The organism is Brachybacterium sp. Marseille-Q7125 (genome assembly GCF_023062615.1).
In the GTDB taxonomy this organism is placed as follows: domain Bacteria; phylum Actinomycetota; class Actinomycetes; order Actinomycetales; family Dermabacteraceae; genus Brachybacterium.
The window spans coordinates 38,872-56,692 of record NZ_JALLAL010000015.1; the positions used below are offsets into that span (position 1 = coordinate 38,872).

At 71.3% G+C, this 17,821-nt stretch carries 18 protein-coding genes; all 18 read right to left on the minus strand.

All coding sequences use genetic code 11. The features are described 5' to 3' along the window. Window positions 1–53: 53 nt before the first annotated feature. Complete coding sequence (locus tag MU407_RS05685) at window positions 54–782, minus strand: Trp biosynthesis-associated membrane protein (RefSeq protein ID WP_246956048.1); 729 nt, start codon at window positions 780–782, stop codon at window positions 54–56. Continuing rightward, on the minus strand, window positions 779–2,374 hold the full coding sequence (locus tag MU407_RS05690; RefSeq protein WP_102235911.1) for an anthranilate synthase component I: 1,596 nt from the start codon (window positions 2,372–2,374) through the stop codon (window positions 779–781). The genes MU407_RS05685 and MU407_RS05690 overlap by 4 nt, the downstream gene beginning before the upstream one ends. Next, on the minus strand, window positions 2,371–2,772 hold the full coding sequence (gene hisI, locus MU407_RS05695) for a phosphoribosyl-AMP cyclohydrolase (protein WP_102235910.1): 402 nt from the start codon (window positions 2,770–2,772) through the stop codon (window positions 2,371–2,373). The genes MU407_RS05690 and hisI overlap by 4 nt, the downstream gene beginning before the upstream one ends. Then, window positions 2,769–3,977 carry a methionine adenosyltransferase gene (metK, locus tag MU407_RS05700; RefSeq protein ID WP_246956050.1) on the minus strand — a complete coding sequence of 403 codons (1,209 nt, stop codon included), beginning with the start codon at window positions 3,975–3,977 and terminating at the stop codon, window positions 2,769–2,771. The genes hisI and metK overlap by 4 nt, the downstream gene beginning before the upstream one ends. Next, the gene (gene coaBC / locus MU407_RS05705) at window positions 3,974–5,248 is read right to left on the minus strand and encodes a bifunctional phosphopantothenoylcysteine decarboxylase/phosphopantothenate--cysteine ligase CoaBC (RefSeq protein ID WP_102235908.1); all 1,275 of its coding nucleotides are present in this window, start codon (window positions 5,246–5,248) and stop codon (window positions 3,974–3,976) included. Before coaBC ends, metK begins: the two co-directional genes overlap by 4 nt. Before the next feature lie 32 nt (window positions 5,249–5,280). Beyond that, window positions 5,281–5,643: a DNA-directed RNA polymerase subunit omega gene (rpoZ, locus tag MU407_RS05710; protein ID WP_246956052.1), complete on the minus strand. Its 363-nt coding sequence runs from the start codon at window positions 5,641–5,643 to the stop codon at window positions 5,281–5,283. An 82-nt stretch (window positions 5,644–5,725) separates the two neighbouring features. Next, the gene (gene gmk / locus MU407_RS05715; protein WP_102235906.1) at window positions 5,726–6,325 is read right to left on the minus strand and encodes a guanylate kinase; all 600 of its coding nucleotides are present in this window, start codon (window positions 6,323–6,325) and stop codon (window positions 5,726–5,728) included. Beyond that, window positions 6,322–6,648 (minus strand): integration host factor, actinobacterial type, encoded by a 327-nt coding sequence (gene mihF, locus MU407_RS05720; protein ID WP_102235905.1) that lies wholly within the window; start codon window positions 6,646–6,648, stop codon window positions 6,322–6,324. The genes gmk and mihF overlap by 4 nt, the downstream gene beginning before the upstream one ends. Window positions 6,649–6,862: 214 nt before the next feature. Further along, entirely contained in the window at window positions 6,863–7,708 is an 846-nt protein-coding gene (gene pyrF, locus MU407_RS05725; protein ID WP_102235904.1) for an orotidine-5'-phosphate decarboxylase, read from the minus strand. Next, a complete protein-coding gene (carB, locus tag MU407_RS05730; RefSeq protein WP_246956054.1) occupies window positions 7,705–11,070 on the minus strand; it encodes a carbamoyl-phosphate synthase large subunit in 3,366 nt (1,121 codons plus the stop codon). The genes pyrF and carB overlap by 4 nt, the downstream gene beginning before the upstream one ends. Then, entirely contained in the window at window positions 11,070–12,269 is a 1,200-nt protein-coding gene (gene carA, locus MU407_RS05735) for a glutamine-hydrolyzing carbamoyl-phosphate synthase small subunit (RefSeq protein ID WP_246956056.1), read from the minus strand. Before carA ends, carB begins: the two co-directional genes overlap by 1 nt. Beyond that, a complete protein-coding gene (locus tag MU407_RS05740; RefSeq protein WP_246956057.1) occupies window positions 12,266–12,769 on the minus strand; it encodes a hypothetical protein in 504 nt (167 codons plus the stop codon). Before MU407_RS05740 ends, carA begins: the two co-directional genes overlap by 4 nt. Continuing rightward, window positions 12,766–14,091: a dihydroorotase gene (locus tag MU407_RS05745; protein WP_246956059.1), complete on the minus strand. Its 1,326-nt coding sequence runs from the start codon at window positions 14,089–14,091 to the stop codon at window positions 12,766–12,768. Before MU407_RS05745 ends, MU407_RS05740 begins: the two co-directional genes overlap by 4 nt. Further along, window positions 14,088–15,044, minus strand: a complete 957-nt coding sequence (locus tag MU407_RS05750; protein WP_102235899.1) for an aspartate carbamoyltransferase catalytic subunit — start codon at window positions 15,042–15,044, stop codon at window positions 14,088–14,090. Before MU407_RS05750 ends, MU407_RS05745 begins: the two co-directional genes overlap by 4 nt. Next, the gene (pyrR, locus tag MU407_RS05755) at window positions 15,041–15,628 is read right to left on the minus strand and encodes a bifunctional pyr operon transcriptional regulator/uracil phosphoribosyltransferase PyrR (protein ID WP_246956061.1); all 588 of its coding nucleotides are present in this window, start codon (window positions 15,626–15,628) and stop codon (window positions 15,041–15,043) included. Before pyrR ends, MU407_RS05750 begins: the two co-directional genes overlap by 4 nt. A gap of 168 nt (window positions 15,629–15,796) precedes the next feature. After that, window positions 15,797–16,339, minus strand: a complete 543-nt coding sequence (gene nusB, locus MU407_RS05760; protein ID WP_102235897.1) for a transcription antitermination factor NusB — start codon at window positions 16,337–16,339, stop codon at window positions 15,797–15,799. After that, on the minus strand, window positions 16,336–16,896 hold the full coding sequence (gene efp / locus MU407_RS05765) for an elongation factor P (RefSeq protein ID WP_102235896.1): 561 nt from the start codon (window positions 16,894–16,896) through the stop codon (window positions 16,336–16,338). The genes nusB and efp overlap by 4 nt, the downstream gene beginning before the upstream one ends. Before the next feature lie 78 nt (window positions 16,897–16,974). Next, the gene (locus MU407_RS05770) at window positions 16,975–17,592 is read right to left on the minus strand and encodes a helix-turn-helix domain-containing protein (protein ID WP_102235895.1); all 618 of its coding nucleotides are present in this window, start codon (window positions 17,590–17,592) and stop codon (window positions 16,975–16,977) included. Window positions 17,593–17,821: the final 229 nt, after the last annotated feature.

Sequence of the window (17,821 nt, forward strand, 5' to 3'; positions counted from 1 at the left end):
GGTCCTTCTCCAGTCGGGGGCCCGGTCGGGCCTATTGTGCCATGACGCGCCGGTCAGCGCGCTGTGGGTCCAGGCCCGTCGGTGTCGTCATCGGGGTCGTCCGCGCTGGGGTCCTCTCCGCGGGTGAGGGCATCCCAGGCGGCCGCGGGATCTGTCGCGGGGTCCGCCGCAGCGGGGGCGGTGGTCGCGGCGCGGTACCGGGAGCCGACGGGCCAACGGGATCCGGCCACAAGCACGAGCACGCCCATGCCCGCGAGCGCGAGCGCCGGGATGAGGCAGATCCACGGCCAGGCGGTGGCTGCGGCGGTGGCGTCAGCCCCGAGCACCCCGGTGGCCTGGGCGAGGGCTCCGCGGACGGCCTGCAGCGGGCTGCGCAGGGCGCTGATCGCGGCGACAGCGGAGCCGAGGCCCGTGAGGATGAGCACGGGACCGGTGAGCAAGCGCAGCCAGCGGGAGGACAGGGACGTCGCGAGCGCCGCGGCGAGGCCGGCCAGGGCGAGAGCGAGCACGGCGGGCGCGGCCTCCGTGCCGGAGACCGGGACCTGCTGCACCGTGCCGGCGAGGTCCGGGCCGCTCGCGAGAAACCAGGTGGGGCGGGTGGTGCCGGCCAGCGCCCCGGCGAGCAGCGCGGAGGCGAGCACGGTCAGGCGCCGCGAGGGCAGGCGGGTGGCATGCGGCGTCGCAGCCGCCCCCTCCCCGTATCGCGCGGTCGGCGCCGGGGATCCGGCGGAAACGGACGGTGCAGGCGGCTGCTCGGGAGTGGGATGCGGGGAGCGGGTCATGCCGGGCGCAGGGTGTCGGCGGAGGCCACGGCGCGCAGCGCTGCAGCAGCTTTGGACTGGCTCTCGCGGTGCTCCATGGTGGGGTCGGAGTCGGCGACCACTCCCCCGCCGGCCTGCACATGCGCGGTGCCGTCCTTGATCACCGCGGTGCGGATAGCGATCGCCATGTCCATATCCCCGGCAAAATCGATGTACCCGACGGTGCCGCCGTAGATGCCGCGGCGCACCGGTTCGAGACGGTCGATGATCCGCATCGCCGAGGGTTTCGGGGCTCCGGAGAGGGTGCCGGCCGGGAAGGTTGCGCGCAGCGCGTCATACGCGGTGGCGTCCTCGGTCAGGTGGCCGGTGACGGTGGAGACGATGTGCTGGATGTGGCTGTAGCGCTCGATATGCATGAAGTCGCGCACCACAACAGTGCCGGGCTCGCAGAACTTCTGCAGGTCGTTGCGGGCAAGGTCCACGAGCATGAGGTGCTCGCTGCGCTCCTTGGGGTCGGCCAGGAGCTCGGTCGCGAGCTGCTCGTCCTCGTCCGGGGTGGCGCCGCGGGGGCGGGATCCGGCGATGGGGTGAGTGGTGGCACTGCGGCCGCGGACGGTCACGAGCGCTTCGGGGCTCGCGCCGACCACGTCGATAGCTGTGCCGTCGGCATCCCGGGTGCGCAGCAGATACATGTAGGGGCTGGGGTTCATGCGGCGCAGCACCCGGTAGATGTCCAGCGGATCCGCCGCCGTGGGCAGGGAGAAGCGCTGTGAGGGCACCACCTGGAAGATCTCACCGTCGACGATGTCGCGCACGGCCTCGGCGACTGCGCGCTCGTACTCCAGCTGGCTGGAGCGGCTCTTCGGGGAGACCTCGCTGACCGTGTCATAGGCCATCGCGGCGCCCTCCCGCGGGCCGGTGAGCGTGGCGCGCAGCGCCTCCAGGCGCGCCAGAGCGTCGTCGTAGGCGGCATCCACGCCCTCATCGGTCGCATTCAGATTCAGGGCGTTCGCGACGAGCACGACGGTCGCGTCGTGAGCATCGTGGATGAGAACGTCCTGGGCCAGCAGCAGCGAGAGGTCCGGCAGGCCGATCTCATCGGGCGGGGCGTCCGGCAGCTTCTCCCAGTGCCGCACCGCGTCGTAGGCGATGTAGCCGACGAGCCCGCCGGTGAAGGGCGGCAGGTGGTCCTGGCGCGCTGCCCGGAAGGCGTCGGCGACCGCGGCGAGAGCGTCGACGGGGCTGCCGGAGGTGGGCACACCGGCGGGGGCATCGCCCAGCCAGCAGGCCTCACCGTCGCGGGAGGTGAGGATAGCGCGCGCAGGCGCGCCGATGATCGAGTAGCGGGAGGCTTCGCCCTCTCCGGCGGATTCGAGCAGGAAGGTGCCCTCTGTGCCGCCGGCGGCGGTCAGGCGCCGGTAGAGGGAGATCGGGGTGTCCTCATCGGCCAGCAGGCGCATGCTCACGGGGACGACGCGCTGCGAGGCGGCGAGGGCGCGGAAGGTCTCACGATCCGGAGTGACCACGCCGAGAGCTTCACCGTCACGGCCGGTGACCAGCTCGGGGTAGGCCTCGCGGAGGCGCGGGGAGTCGGACTGTGCGGGAGTGGTCATGCGATGCGCTCCGAAGGGTCCAGGGCGGTGGCCTCGAGGTCGCCGTCCTCGAAGCACGTGGGGGTGCCGCGGTGGCAGGCCGCACCCACCTGGTCCACCTGGACCAGGAGAGTGTCGCCGTCGCAGTCCAGCGCCACCGAGCGCACCCACTGCACGTGCCCGGAGGTGTCGCCCTTGCGCCAGTGCTCCTGGCGTGAGCGAGACCAGAAGGTGACGCGGCCCGTCGTCAGGGTCCGATACAGAGCTTCGTCGTCCATCCAGCCCACCATGAGGACCCGCTGGTCGGTGGCGTCCTGGATCACGGCGGTCAGCAGTCCGTCCGCATCGTGCTTGAGGCGGGCGGCGAGCTCGGGGTCCAGGCTGCTGCGGCCCGGCCCGTGAGGCCGGGGGGTGCTCACAGGGCGCGCTCCAGCTCCTCGGCGCGGTCGGTGCGCTCCCAGGTGAATTCGGGCAGCTCCCGGCCGAAGTGGCCGTGCACGCTGGTCAGCGCATAGATGGGGCGCAGCAGGTCCAGGGCGTCGATGAGTGCGGCGGGCCGCAGGTCGAAGACCTTCCGCACCGCGGCTGCGATCTGGTGGGCGGGCACCTTCCCGGTGCCGAAGGTCTCGACGTACAGGCCCACCGGCTCGGCCACGCCGATCGCATAGGCGACCTGGACCTCGCAGCGGTCGGCGAGTCCGGCGGCGACGATGTTCTTGGCCACCCAGCGCATGGCGTAGGCGCCGGAGCGGTCCACCTTGGAGGGATCCTTGCCGGAGAAGGCGCCACCGCCGTGGCGAGCCATGCCGCCGTAGGTGTCGACGATGATTTTGCGTCCGGTCAGGCCCGCATCGCCCTTGGGACCGCCGAGCACGAAGCGGCCTGAGGGGTTGATGTGGGTGACGACGTCATCGGTGTTCAGTCCCAGGCCCGCGAGTTCCTCGAGCACCGGGGCGATGACCACCTTCGAGATGGCGGGGGCGAGCTGGCTGTCGAGGTCCACGTCCTCGCGGTGCTGGGTGGAGACCACGACCGCCTCGACACTGCGGGCCACGCCGTCCTCGTCGTAGCCGATGGAGACCTGCGTCTTGCCGTCAGGACGCAGGTAGGGCAGGACGCCGTCGCGGCGGGCGGTCGAGAGGTTCTGGGTAAGACGGTGCGCAGCATGGATGGGCAGCGGCATCAGCTCGGGGGTGTCCCTGCAGGCGTAGCCGAACATGAGGCCCTGATCCCCGGCGCCGAGGCGGGCGAAGACCTCCGCATCGCTGCGGCCGCGGGCCTCGAAGGAGGTGTCCACGCCCTGGGCGATGTCCGGGGACTGCGCGCCGATGGAGACCTGGACGCCGCAGGAGTCCGCGTCGAAGCCCTTCTCGGAGGAGTCGTAGCCGATCTCGCGGATCACATCGCGCACGATCGTCGCGACGTCGCTGTACCCGCTGGTGCGCACCTCCCCGGCCACATGCACCAGCCCCGTGGTCACGAGGGTCTCCACCGCCACCCGCGCTCCGGTGTCCTGCGCCAGGAGGTCATCGAGGATCGCATCGGAGATCTGGTCGCAGATCTTGTCGGGGTGCCCTTCGGTGACCGATTCGGACGTGAAGGTGCGCAGTTCGCTGGTGGTCATGGGGTACAGGGTACGTCCGGGAGCCGACGGGCGAGCTCATCGATCACCGCATGGGCCACCAGGATCTTGCTGCCTTCGCACGCGGTGACCTCATCCCCCTGGGCGTCGAGGATCTCCACGGCGTTGTCCTCTGCGCCGAACACCCCGCGCGTGAGGTCGTTGAACACCAGCAGGTCCGCGCCCTTGCGACGGGCCTTGGCCTGGGCGAGCTCGCGGGCGTTGGCGTCCTGCCCGCCGGTCTCCGCGGCGAAGCCGACGATGAGCGGCCGCTGCTCCTCACCGCGGGCGAGCACGCTGGCGCGCAGCACATCCTCGGTGCGGGTCAGCTGGAGGGTGGGCACGGCCTCCGGGGCGGATTCGTCCTTCTTGATCTTCTGCTCTGCGCGTCCTGCGGCGGTGAAGTCCGCGACGGCGGCGGCCATGATCAGCGCGTCGATCTCCGTGCGGTGCGTGGCCACGCTCGCGGCGAGGTCCGCGGCGGAGACCACGTCCTCGCGCTCGACCCCGGGCGGGGTGTCCAGCTGCACGTTCGCGGCGATGAGGCGGACGCGGGCGCCGCGGACCAGAGCGGCGTGCGCGAGGGCCCAGCCCTGTTTGCCGGAGGAGTGGTTGGCGAGGAACCGGACGGGGTCGAGCTCTTCGCGGGTGCCACCGGCGGTGATGAGGATCTCGTGACCGGCGAGGTCCCGGAGCGCTCCCCCGCGCTCATTGCGAGGCGCGGCGATCGCTGCGCGCGCGGCCTCGAGGATCGCGGCGGGTTCGGGCAGGCGGCCGGGGCCCGAGTCCGGTCCGGTCAGGCGCCCCACGGCGGGCTCGAGGACGGTGATGCCGCGTTCGCGCAGCACCCGCACGTTCTCGACCGTGGCGGGGTGCTCCCACATCTCGGTGTGCATCGCAGGCGCCACGACGACGGGGCAGCGGGCCACCAGCACGGAGGCGGTGAGCATGTCATCGGCCCGCCCCGCACGCAGGCGGGCCAGCAGGTCCGCGGTCGCCGGGGCGATGACCACGAGGTCCGCCTCCTGGCCGTAGCGCACATGGGCGACCTCGTCGACGTCCTGGAATACGCTCGTGAGCACGCGATGGTGGCTGAGAGCCTCCCAGGTGGCGCGGCCCACGAACTCGAGCGAGCTCGCGGTGGGCACGACGTGCACCTCGGCGCCGGATGCGACAAGACCGCGCACCAGGTGCGCGGTCTTGTAGGCGGCGATCCCACCGCCGACGCCCACCAGGACGCGGGCACCTTCGAGGGTGCGGGGCGCGGGGCTCATCGGCTCCTCCGGCGGGACGGGATCAGCGGGGATCAGAGAGTGAAGTCTGCGGGCGGAGCCTCGGGGGCGTCATCGCCCAGCAGCAGCGGGGCGGGCGCGTCGGGGTCCGGCTCGTTCTGAGCGGCCAGCTCCTCCTCGTCCACCTCGCGGACGGTCAGCAGGCCCTCATCGATCTCGCGCAGGGCGATGGACAGGGGCTTCTCCTGGTTCTTCACGTCCACCAGGGGGCCGACGAACTCCAGCAACCCCTCGGAGAGCTGGGAGTAGTAGGAGTTGATCTGGCGGGCGCGCTGGGAGGCGTAGAGCACCAGGGCGTACTTCGAATCGACGGTCTCCAGCAGACGGTCGATCGGGGGGTTGGTGATGCCCTCGGGCTGCGCGACAGTTCCGGCCACGGATGTCCCTTCCTGAGTTGAGGCGTGCAACGATCCAGCATACGCGCCCCGTGCGCGTGAGGCGAGGGGCGCGACCGACGGGTCAGGTGATGTCTCGCACGCCCATCAGGGTCGCGAGCTCGTCGGCGGCACGGTCCACCTCGTCGTTGACGATGGTGACGTCGAACTCGCCTTCGGCGGCGAGCTCCACACGCGCGGTCTCCAGCCGCCGCTCACGCTCCTCGGCGTCTTCGGTGCCGCGGCCCACGAGGCGCTGGACGAGGGTGTCCCAGTCCGGCGGGGCGAGGAACACGAACCGCGCATCCGGCATGGTCTCGCGGATCTGCCGGGCACCGGCCAGATCGATCTCCAGCAGCACGGGACGCCCCTGGGCGACGGCCGCCTCGACCGGGCCGCGCGGCGTGCCGTACGTGTTGCGGCCATGGACCACGGCCCATTCGAGCATCTGCCCGCTGTCCGCGAGCTCGCGGAAGCGCGGCTCGGGGATGAAGTGGTAGTGCACGCCGTCCACCTCGCCCGGGCGCGGAGCGCGGGTGGTGCACGAGACCGACAGCCAGATCTGCGGGTAGCGCTCGCGAATGGCGGCGGAGACGGTCCCCTTGCCGACGGCGGTGGGGCCCGCCAGAACGGTGACCGGGGTCGGCGCCGCTGCTGCGCCGACCCCGGGATGCGAAGAGGTCACTCGGAGAAGTGGGCGACCAGCTTCTCCGCCTGGTGGGAGCCGAGGCCGCGTATCTTGCGGGACGGGGAGATGCCGATCTCCTCCATGATCTGCTGGGCCTTGACCTTGCCCACGCCGGGCAGGGCCTCCAGCAGCGCGGACACGCGCAGACGGCCGACGATCTCGTTGGTCTCCGCCTCGGCGAGGACCTTCTTGATCTCCTCGCCGCGGCGGCCGGCGCTGTCCTTCAGACGGGCCTTGATGGCCGCACGCTCGCGACGGGCCTCGGCGGCCTTCTTGAGGGCCTCAGCGCGCTGTTCGGGGGTGAGGGGAGGGAGAGCCACGGTTCTTACCTCTTGTTCTCTTGCTGATGACGGCGAGATCCGGGAGGACCTCGGTAGTGGGTAGAGCGTAACCCCATAAGGGTGACGCCGTGCACGTTCGACACATCTTTTGCCAGGTCCGATGCGAATCAGCACCCGCCGGGGCGGCCTGGGCGACGGTCTTGGGCTCCGGAGAACGGCCACCGGCACGCGGCGAGCGGACCGGTGGCGCGCCTCAGGCGTAGGCGGCACGCAGCTCGGCAGCACGGCGCTGCAGCAGCTCGGCCTCGGGGCCCGCCGCGAGCAGCCCACGAGACAGCGAAACCAGCACGTGACCTGCACTGTCACCGAAGACAGCGGTCCTTTCGAGAGGCCCCGCGCCCTGCGCTCCGAAGCCCGGTGCGAGCAGCGGAGCTGAGGGGGCCGCGCGGTCCAGTCCCAGGCGCTGATAGGCGTCGCCGACGGTCGCGCCGACCACCAGACCGATGCTGGACCAGCGGTCCTCTCCCCCACCGCCGCGTTCCTGCGCATATCGCGCGATATGACACGCCACCGGCGTGCCGTCGTCTGCTCTGGCGTGCTGGACCTGCGGTCCATCGGGGTTGGAGGTGAGGGCCAGGACGAACAGACCCTTGCCGTGCTCGAGCGCGAGATCCACGGCGGGGTCCAGCGATCCTGTGCCGAGGAAGGGGCTGACGGTGATCGCATCGGCCTCCAGCGGGGCGCCGGGGCGCAGGTGCGTTCGCGCGTAGGCGCCCATGGTGGAGCCGATGTCCCCGCGCTTGACGTCGAGGATCGTGAGGATCCCGAGCTCCCGGGCGGCGGCCAGCAGCTCCTCGAGCACCGCGACGCCGGCGGAGCCGTGCCGTTCGAAGAAGGCGGACTGCGGCTTCACGGCGGCGACCTCGCCGTGCACGGCCAGGAGGGTGCGGCGGGAGAATTCCCGCAGCCCCGCAGCATCATCGCTCAGCCCCCAATCGGCCAGCAGGCTCGCATGCGGGTCGATGCCGGCGATGATCGGGCCCTGGGCGGCGACAGCGGCCTGCAGCCGCGTTCCGAAGGTCTGGGGCACAGTGCTCATCGGCCCGCTCCCGCCGCGCTGTGCGGTTCCCGGGCGGCGGTCAGCTGGACGGTGAGGTCCTGCAGGCTGCGCACCTCGAAGGGCTCCACGGGCCTCGCCTCGATCGCCTGGACCGCCGCCTGGAACTCCTGCAGCGTCGTGATCATCGGCACGTCCATGCTGGTGGCGGCCGCGCGGATGGCGTAGCCGTCCACCCGAGCGTTGGAGCCCGAGGGCGTGTTCAGCACCAGATCCACCTCACCGGATTCGATGAGGTCGATGACGCTCGGCGCATCCCCGGCCTCGGAGGCCTTGCGCAGCACGCGGGCCGGGATGCCGTAGCGCTGCAGCACCTTGCCGGTTCCGGCGGTGGTGAGGATCTCGAAGCCCAGGGCGGCCAGACGCGCCACCGGCAGGGGCAGGGAGCGCTTGTCGCGGTCGGACACGGACACGAAGGCCCGGCCAGAGGTGGGCAGGCCCTGCCCCGAGATCGCCAGCTGGGACTTCGCGAACGCGAGCGGGAAGGTGGAGTCCAGTCCCATCACCTCGCCGGTCGAACGCATCTCGGGCCCCAGGATGGAGTCCACGGCCCGTCCCTCGCGGGTGCGGAAGCGTTTGAAGGGCAGCACCGCTTCCTTCACGGCGATCGGGGCATCGTCCGGGCAGGTGGTGCCGTCGCCTTCAGCGGGCAGCACCCCGCCGCGCCGCAGATCAGCGATCGAGGTGCCGGCCATGAGCAGCGCGGCGGCTCGGGCGAGCGCCACTCCGGTGGCCTTGGCGACGAACGGCACGGTGCGGGAGGCGCGGGGGTTCGCCTCGAGGACGTACAGGGTGCCCTGGGAGAGGGCGAACTGGACGTTCAGCAGGCCGCGCACCCCCACGCCCTCGGCGATCGCGCGGGTGGAGGTACGGATCCGCTCGATCATCGCCGCGGACAGGGTGATCGGCGGCAGGGTGCAGGCGGAGTCACCGGAGTGGATGCCGGCCTCCTCGATGTGCTCCATGACGCCGGCGAGGTACAGCTCGGTGCCGTCGTACAGGGCGTCCACGTCGATCTCGATCGCCGTATCGAGGAAGGAGTCGATGAGGATCGGAGCCTCGGCGCGCCCGCCGTCGGGCAGATTCCGCGAGACGTAGTCCACCAGGCCGTCCTGGTCGAAGACGATCTCCATGCCGCGCCCGCCCAGCACGTAGCTGGGGCGCACGAGGACGGGGTAGCCCACGCGGGCGGCGACCTCGATCGCATCGCTGAGCGCCCAGGCGGTCCCGTACGGCGGTGCGGGCAGCTCGGCCTGCGCGAGGACCGCCCCGAAGTGGCCGCGGTCCTCGGCGTTGTCGATCGCGGCGGGGCTGGTGCCGATGATCGGCAGTCCCTCGGCCTCCAGACGGCGGGCGAGCGACAGCGGGGTCTGCCCACCCAGCTGGACGATCACCCCGGCCACGGGTCCGGCGGCCTTCTCCGCCTCGTACACCCCGATCACGTCCTCGACCGTGAGCGGTTCGAAGTAGAGCCGGCCGGCGATGTCGTAGTCGGTGGAGACGGTCTCAGGGTTGCAGTTGACCATGACGGTTTCGTAGCCGCCGCCGGGCAGCTCCGGGTCCCCGAGCGCGAGCGCCGCGTGGACGCACGAGTAGTCGAACTCGATGCCCTGGCCGATGCGGTTGGGGCCGGAGCCGAGGATGAGGATCGCGGGCCTCTCCCGCGGCTGGATCTCGGTCTCCTGGTCGTAGCTGGAGTAGTGGTACGGGGTGCGGGAGGCGAACTCCCCGGCGCAGGTGTCCACGGTCTTGAACACGGGCGTGATGCCGAGTGCCTGCCGCACGCCCTTGACCACCTCGGCGCTGCGGCCGCTGAGCGCCCCGATCTGCTCATCGGACAGACCGTGACGCTTGGCCAGGCGCAGCAGCTGCGCATCGAGCACCTCGCTGCGGCGGATCTCCGCGGCGATCTCGGCGACCAGCAGCATCTGGTCCAGGAACCAGGGGTCGATCGCGGTGGCCTCCACGAGGGCCTGCACGGTCTCCGCGGCATCCACGACGCCTTCAGCGGCGGCCCACAGGATGCGGGCGATCTCCCGCAGCCGCTCCGCGGTGGGGGTGCGCACCCCATCGAGCAGGGCGGTGATCTCCTGCGCGGTGGGCGGCTCACCGCGGTAGTCCAGCTGGGCACCCTTCACATCCACGGAACGCTGCGCCTTGCCGAGAGCCTCGGTGAAGTTCCGGCCCAGCGCCATCGCCTCCCCCACCGACTTCATGGTGGTGGTCAGCGTCGGGTCGGCGGCAGGGAACTTCTCGAAGGCGAAGCGCGGAACCTTCACCACCACGTAGTCGAGCGCCGGCTCGAAGCTCGCCGGAGTGGTCCCGGTGATGTCGTTGCGGATCTCATCGAGGGTGTAGCCGATGGCCACGCGCGCGGCGATCTTCGCGATCGGGAAGCCGGTGGCCTTCGAGGCGAGCGCCGAGGAGCGGGAGACGCGCGGGTTCATCTCGATGACGACGACGCGGCCGGTCTCGGGGTGGGTGGCGAACTGGACGTTGCAGCCGCCGGTGTCCACGCCGACCTCGCGGATGATCGCGATGCCGAGGTCCCGCAGGTGCTGCAGCTCCACGTCGGTGAGCGTCAGGGCGGGGGCGACGGTCACGGAGTCGCCGGTGTGCACGCCGACGGGGTCGACGTTCTCGATCGAGCAGATCACCACGCAGTTGTCCGCGCCGTCGCGCATCAGCTCGAGCTCGAACTCCTTCCACCCCAGGATCGACTCCTCGAGCAGGACTTCGGAGGTGGGCGAGTAGTGCAGGCCGTCCCCGCCGATGCGGCGCAGGTCCGCTTCGTCGTAGGCCATACCGGAGCCGAGGCCGCCCATGGTGAAGCTCGGGCGCACCACCATCGGGTAGCCGAGCTCGTCGGCGGCTGCGAGCAGCTCGTCCATCGTGTGGCAGATCCGGGAGCGCGCGGACTCGCCGCCCACCCGCTCGACGACCTCCTTGAACTTCTGGCGGTCCTCGGCCTTCTGGATCGCGTCGAGGCTCGCGCCGATCATCTCGACGCCGAACTCCTCGAGGGTGCCGTCCTCGGCGAGGGCGATCGCGGCGTTCAGCGCGGTCTGCCCGCCGAGGGTCGGCAGGATCGCGTCGGGTCGCTCCTTGGCGATGATCGAGCGGATGATCGCCGGGTCGATCGGCTCGATGTAGGTGGCATCGGCGATGTCCGGGTCTGTCATGATCGTCGCCGGGTTGGAGTTGACGAGGATGACCCGCAGTCCCTCCTCGCGCAGCACCCGGCAGGCCTGGGTGCCGGAATAGTCGAACTCGGCGGCCTGGCCGATGACGATCGGGCCGGAGCCGATGACCAGGACGGAGTGGAGATCAGGGCGGCGGGGCATCAGGACTCCTTGCGGCCGGCCCGATGGGCGACGGCGAGCTCGGTGAAGCGATCGAACAGGTCTACGGCGTCATGCGGGCCGCTAGCCGCCTCGGGGTGGTACTGGACGGAGAACGCCGGGATGTCCAGGCAGCGCAGGCCCTCCACGACGTCGTCGTTGAGGCACATGTGGCTGACCTGGACGCGGCCGTAGCGTCCGTCGTCGTGCGGGGCGGTGTGGATGCCCTCGATCGGCAGGTCGACGGCGAAGCCGTGGTTCTGGGCGGTAATGGACACCTGGCCGGTCTGCAGGTCCTTGACGGGCTGGTTGATGCCCCGGTGGCCGAATCGCAGCTTGTAGGTGCCAAGGCCCAGGGCGCGGCCCAGAAGCTGGTTGCCGAAACAGATGCCGAAGAACGGCAGGCCGGCATCGAGCACGCCGCGCAGCAGGTCGATCTGGGCGGTGGCGGCGGCGGGGTCACCGGGCCCGTTGGAGAAGAACACGGCATCCACGTCCAGGGCCAGCAGGTCCTCGAGGGTGGTGGTGGCCGGCAGCAGGTGGACGGCCAGGCCCCGCTCGAGCATCTGGCGCGGGGTCGCGCCCTTGATGCCGAGGTCCACGGCGGCGACTGTCGCGACCGGCTCCTGCTCGGGCTGCAGCAGGATGGGCTGGGCGATCGTCACCTCCTCGAGGAAGTTCGCGCCGGCCATGGCGGGCTGGGAGCGCACCTGCTCGAGCAGCTCGCTCTCGTCGGTCTCGAGGGCGGCGCCGGAGAAGATGCCGCCGCGCATGGCGCCGTGCTCGCGCAGACGCCGGGTGAGCATGCGGGTGTCGATATCCGCGATGCCCACCACTTCGCTGCTGATCAGCAGGTCATCCAGGGTCTGTTCGGCGCGGAAGCTCGAGGCGATACGGCTGGCATCGCGCACCGCGTAGCCGCGCACCCACACCCGGGAGGACTCCATATCCGCGGCGTTCGCGCCGGTGTTGCCGATGTGCGGGGCGGTCTGCACGACGATCTGACCGGCGTAGGAGGGGTCGGAGAGGGTCTCCTGGTAGCCGGTCATCCCGGTGGAGAACACCACTTCGCCCAGCCGTGCGCCGCGGGCGCCGAAGGCGGAGCCGTGCAGGATGGTGCCGTCCTCGAGGATCAGCAGTGCCGGTTCGGGGCGCACCCGGCGCGGCGGGGTGGAGGGGGTCAGGGGGGCCGGAGGTGTCATGCCAGCTCCTTCCGGGTCAGCAGGAGATCGTGGTCGGCGCGGCGGTCCATGCGCAGGCCGGTGTCCAGGGCGGGGGCGTCCTCGCTCAGCTGCCAGCGGATCAGCAGCAGGCCATCACCGCCCACGGCCTTGCCGGCGATGCCGGGGGTGGTGAACAGGCCGGTGACCGTGTCAGCGGGCAGGGTGAAGGAGCGGGCGCCCTCGCGGTCTATCCGCCAGGTGCCCGCACTGCCCACGCTGATGCGGGCGCGGGAGCGGGAGCCGAGGCCATGGGCGACGATGCGGTCCAGGGGGTCACCCGCGCGGACGGTGGAGACGTAGACCGCCTCGAAGGGGCCCTCGGCGAGAGTCTCGCCGAGCTGCTCGAGCGGTGCGTCCGGCGGTGGGGCGGGAACATCGGCCTGGGAGCGACCGCGCGAGCGCCACCCCAGGTACATCAGGGCCATGGCCCCGGCGAACAGGGCGGCCAGCAGCAGTACCGGCAGGATGCGGTCGCTCACCGCTGGACCACCGCCCCGTCACGCACGGTGGGTCGGCCCTTCAGGACCGTGAGCCGGTTCAGCCCCGGCAGCTCAAGGCCCGCGAACGGTGAGTTGCTGCTGCGGGAGGCATGCTCGGCCACATCCACCATGCGGCGGGGGCGCGGGTCCCACACCAGGATGTTCGCGGCCTCCCCGGCCTGCAGGGGACGGCCCTGGTCCTCATCGCGGCCGATGCGGGCGGGCTGCTCTGAGAGCACCCGGGCGATGTCTCGCCAGCTCAGGCGGTTCTCGTCGACCATGGTGTGCTGCACGATCGCGAGCGCGGTCTCGAGCCCGGTCATGCCCATCGCCGCCTGGTCCCATTCACGGTCCTTGGCATCGGCCGGATGCGGGGCGTGGTCGGTGGCGACGATGTCGATCGTCCCGTCGGCCAGTCCGGTGCGGACCGCTTCGACGTCCGCGGCGGTGCGCAGCGGAGGGTTCACCTTGTTGACGGCGTCGAAGGTGCGCACCCGTTCATCGGTCAGCAGCAGGTGGTGCGGGGTGACCTCGCAGGTCACGTCGATGCCGCGCTGCTTGGCCCAGCGGACGATGTCCACGCTCCCGGCGGTGGAGAGGTGGCACACGTGCAGCCGCGAGCCCACGTGCTGGGCCAGCAGCACGTCGCGGGCGATGATCGACTCTTCGGCGACGGCGGGCCAGCCGGCCAGGCCCAGCTCCGCGGAGACCAGGCCCTCGTGCATCTGGGAGCCCTCGGTCAGGCGGGGGTCCTGGGAGTGCTGGGCGATGACGCCGTCGAAGGCCTTGACATATTCGAGGGCGCGGCGCATCAGCACGGGGTCGTGCACGCAACTCCCGTCGTCACTGAACACGCGCACGCGAGCGCGGGAGGTGGCCATGGCGTCGAGCTCGGCCAGGCGCTCCCCCGCCAGGCCCACGGTGACGGCGCCGACGGGCCGCACCTCGCACCAGCCGGCCGCCTCGCCCTGCCGTGCCACCTGCTCGACCACACCGGCGGTGTCGGCGACGGGGGTGGTGTTGGCCATGGCGTGCACGGCGGTGAAGCCGCCGCGGGCGGCGGCGCGGGTGCCGGATTCGATGGTCTCCGCCTCTTCCCCGCCGGGTTCGCGCAGGTGGGTATGCAGGTCCACGAGGCCCGGCAGAATGATGCAGCCTTCGGCGTCGATCACCTCGGCATCCTCGGGGGCCTCGAGGTCCGGGCCGACCGCGGTGATGCGGCCATCTGCCAGCAGCAGGTCCTGGATGTCCTCGCCGTAGGGCCGGCCGCCGCGGATCAGAAGCGTCGGGATCGGGGCGGTGTTCGGGGTGGTCGTGGTCATCGGTCGGTCTCCCGGACGTCGGTGGCGAGCAGGTGGTAGAGGACGGCCATGCGCACGAACACGCCGGAGGCGACCTGTTCGACGATCACGCTGCGCGGGGAGTCCGCCACGGATCCGGCGATCTCGAAGCCGCGGTTCATGGGCCCGGGGTGCATGACGATGCTGTGGGCGGGCAGGCGGTCGGCGCGGGCGGCGGTCAGGCCGTAGCGGCGGGAGTACTCTTCGGCGGTCGGGAAGTAGCCGCCGCCGACCATGCGTTCGCGCTGCACGCGCAGCATCATCACGGCGTCAGGACCGCTGGCGAGGGCGTCATCGAGGTCGTAGCTGATCTCGCAGGGCCAGGTGGTGGCGCCGACGGGCACGAGCGCGGGCGGGGCGACGAGGGTGACGCGGGCGCCCAGCAGGGTCATCAGCAGCACGTTCGAGCGGGCCACGCGGGAGTGCAGGACATCGCCGACGATCACCACGTGCAGGCCGTCCAGGCCTCCGCGGACGTCGCCGGGGCGTAGGTGGCGGCGCAGGGTGAAGGCGTCGAGCATCGCCTGGGTGGGGTGCTCATGGGCGCCGTCGCCGGCGTTGACGATGGGCTGGTCGATCCAGCCGGCGTGGGCCAGCAGGTGCGCGGCGCCGGAGGAGGACGAGCGCACGACGACCGCGTCGGCCCCCATGGCCTGCAGGGTCAGCGCGGTGTCCTTGAGGGATTCGCCCTTGGAGAGGGACGAGCCTTTGGCGGAGAAGTTGATGACGTCCGCGGACAGGCGCTTCGCGGCGGCCTCGAAGCTGATGCGGGTGCGGGTGGAGTCTTCGAAGAAGAGGTTCACCACGGTGCTGCCCACGAGGGTGGGGAGCTTGCGGATGGAGCGGGACTGCGTCTCGGCCATGTGCTCGGCGGTGGCGAGCAGTTCGACGGCCTGTTCGCGGTTGAGATCGGCGATGGAGATGAAGTGCCTCATGCCTGCTCCGTCCCGCGCGAGGGGCGCACGATGTCCACGGCATCCTGACCATCGCTCTCCGTCAGCTGCACGTGCACGCGCTCGCTGCGGGAGGTGGGCAGGTTCTTGCCGACGTGGTCGGCGCGGATCGGCAGTTCGCGGTGCCCACGGTCCACCAGGACGGCCAGGCGCACGGCGGCCGGGCGGCCGATCGCTCCGAGCGCGTCCAGTGCGGCGCGGACGGTGCGGCCGGAGTAGAGGACGTCATCGACGAGCACGACGGTGCGCCCGTCGATGCCGCGGCGCGGGATCCGCGTGGGCCCGGGGGCCCGGGTGGGGTTCTTGCGCAGGTCATCCCGGTACAGGGTGATGTCCAGGGAGCCGTGGAGCTCGGCGATCTGCGTGGGATCCTCGATCCCTTCGGCGCGGGCGATCTGCGCGGCCAGGCGCTCGGCGAGCGGGACTCCGCGATGCGGGATGCCCAGCAGCACGAGATCCTCGGCGCCATGGTCGCTCTCGAGGATTTCGTGGGCGATGCGGGTCAGGGCCCGACGGATCTCCTCGGGGCCCAGCACCCGCGAGGTGTCGGGGGTGGGGTCGGTCATGCGGTTCTCTCCCTTCCACGCCTCACAGGACGTGCAGTTAAAGGGCTCGGATGCGCGCCGGGAGCCTCCGGCGCACCGCTCGAAGTCTAGTGCGCGCCGCATGCGGCCGCGCTGGCGGCCGCAGGGCGGACCGCGTGAGATGCGCCGCGTGAGCGCCCGAGCGGGGGCTCAGCCGAGCAGGCCGTGCAGGTCCGCAAGGCGCTGCAGCAGACCGTTGACGAAGCGAGGGGAGTCGTCGGTGGAGAGCACCTCGGCGATCTTCGTGTATTCACCGATGATCACGCCGCGCTCACTGGCATCGGCGGTGGCGTGCAGGGCTTCCGCGGCGCCCAGGCGCAGGATCGCACGGTCCACGGCGGGCATGCGGTGCAGCGGCCAGTCGCGGGCGTGGGTGGCGAGGTCCTCGTCGATGTCCTGTGCATGCGGGGCGTACAGCTCCACGAGCTCCTGCGCCCTCGAGGGCAGTGGGGTCTGAGCGGCGGTGCGTTCGCGCCGGGCCTGCAGCACCTCGAGCACGTCCTGGTCCTTGGCGTCGGCTTCGAACAGGACGTCCACGGCTCGGATGCGGGCACGGGTGCGGCTGTGGAGCTTCTGGGCCTGCGCGGGAATGGTGCGCTCGAAGGCGACTTCCTCCCCCTCCCGAGCGGGAAGGGGGAGGCCGGGGCCCTTGTCGGCGCGCGCCGCGGAGCCCGAGGTGGAGGGGTCGGTCACTTCACGCGCTCGATGTACTCGCCGGAGCGGGTGTCGACCTTGACCTTCTCGCCCTGCTCGATGAACAGCGGCACCTGGATCTCGCGGCCGGTCTCGAGGGTGGCGGGCTTGGAGCCGCCGGTGGAGCGGTCGCCCTGCAGGCCGGGCTCGGTGAAGGTGATCTCCAGCACCACAGAGGCGGGCAGCTCGATGAACAGCGGGGTGCCCTCGTGGAAGGCGACGACGACGTCCTGGCCCTCGAGCATGAAGTCCTTGGCCGCGCCGACGATCTCGGGGGTGAGGCTGACCTGCTCCCAGGTGGTGGTGTCCATGAAGACGAACATGTCGCCGTCGAGGTAGGAGTACTGCATGTCGCGGCGGTCGACGGTGGCGGTCTCCACCTTGACGCCGGCGTTGAAGGTCTTGTCCACGCCCTTTCCGGACATGACGTTCTTCAGCTTGGTACGCACGAAGGCGGGGCCCTTGCCGGGCTTGACGTGCTGGAACTCCACCACGCTCCACAGCTGCTGGTCCAGCACCAGGACCATCCCGTTCTTCAGATCATTCGTCGTGGCCATGGGTCTCCTCGGTATGTCGTGCGGGGGCGGGGCAAGGATAGCGCTCGCAGCAGGGCAAGCTGGGTGCTGGGCTGCCTCTCAGCGCGCGGAGGTGAGGTCGATCATGCTCAGCAGGTGCACGGCCAGCGGATGGGCGGCGCTCTCCTCTCGCCAGCCGCTGGTCTTCACGGCCCGGGAGATGGTCTGCTGCGTGACGCCGAGACGCTCGGCGAGCTGGCTCTGTGTCGCCTCGGGGGTCTCGCGCAGGGCGCGGACGGCCTGCCACTGGCCGCGGTTGCGGGTGCGGATCATCCAACCGATCAGGCGCAGCACCGCCTGCACCTCAGCGGCGGTGGTGGCCTGGCGCTCATCGGCGGCGTGCACGGCGAGTGGCACCTGGCTGGTGGTGCGGGCGGCGCGGGCGGCATCCGCGGCGGCGGCGACCGCTCCCCCGGCGAGGATTCGCACGCTGTCCGGCAGTGGGGCGTCCACCGGGCCGACGCCGAGGCCGATCGCGAGGGAGCCCGTCTCGAGGCTACGCAGGATCACTTCGAGGGCGTCCTCGGCGCGCGTGGTCGCGGCGAGGGCCTCGGGCCCGGCGGTGCGCTCGGCGGGCAGGGTCAGATCCAGCGGGGCGAGGGCCTCGAGCAGCTGCGGGATCGGGTCGGCCGCGGCACGGCCATGGCCGCGGGCGCCGGACAGGGAGAGGACAAACATGCCCGCAGCATGACACAGCTGTAATGGACTGTCCACTCGGATACAGCGTCATACGGCTTTCTGCGAGACGGATCTGCGGACGACTCAGTGGGGCGGTTCTGTGGGGGGGTGTCCCTATGTTCTGAGTCAAGCCGCGAGGGCGGTCGGCTCGGGAGTAGGGGCGGTGGTCGGGGGCTGGTAGTAGGTGCCGTCGCGGAGCATCGCGAAGATGACGTTGCAGCGGCGGCGG

Coding starts and splice junctions, on each gene's coding strand:
- MU407_RS05745 (WP_246956059.1), bottom strand. CDS start 14,091: ATGACCACGACCACCCCGAACACCGCCCCGATCCCGACGCTTCTGATC.
- MU407_RS05750 (WP_102235899.1), bottom strand. CDS start 15,044: ATGAGGCACTTCATCTCCATCGCCGATCTCAACCGCGAACAGGCCGTC.
- MU407_RS05770 (WP_102235895.1), bottom strand. CDS start 17,592: ATGTTTGTCCTCTCCCTGTCCGGCGCCCGCGGCCATGGCCGTGCCGCG.
- pyrF (WP_102235904.1), bottom strand. CDS start 7,708: ATGAGCACTGTGCCCCAGACCTTCGGAACGCGGCTGCAGGCCGCTGTC.
- coaBC (WP_102235908.1), bottom strand. CDS start 5,248: ATGAGCCCCGCGCCCCGCACCCTCGAAGGTGCCCGCGTCCTGGTGGGC.
- MU407_RS05690 (WP_102235911.1), bottom strand. CDS start 2,374: ATGACCACTCCCGCACAGTCCGACTCCCCGCGCCTCCGCGAGGCCTAC.
- metK (WP_246956050.1), bottom strand. CDS start 3,977: ATGACCACCAGCGAACTGCGCACCTTCACGTCCGAATCGGTCACCGAA.
- carB (WP_246956054.1), bottom strand. CDS start 11,070: ATGCCCCGCCGCCCTGATCTCCACTCCGTCCTGGTCATCGGCTCCGGC.
- efp (WP_102235896.1), bottom strand. CDS start 16,896: ATGGCCACGACGAATGATCTGAAGAACGGGATGGTCCTGGTGCTGGAC.
- MU407_RS05685 (WP_246956048.1), bottom strand. CDS start 782: ATGACCCGCTCCCCGCATCCCACTCCCGAGCAGCCGCCTGCACCGTCC.
- pyrR (WP_246956061.1), bottom strand. CDS start 15,628: ATGACCGACCCCACCCCCGACACCTCGCGGGTGCTGGGCCCCGAGGAG.
- carA (WP_246956056.1), bottom strand. CDS start 12,269: ATGACACCTCCGGCCCCCCTGACCCCCTCCACCCCGCCGCGCCGGGTG.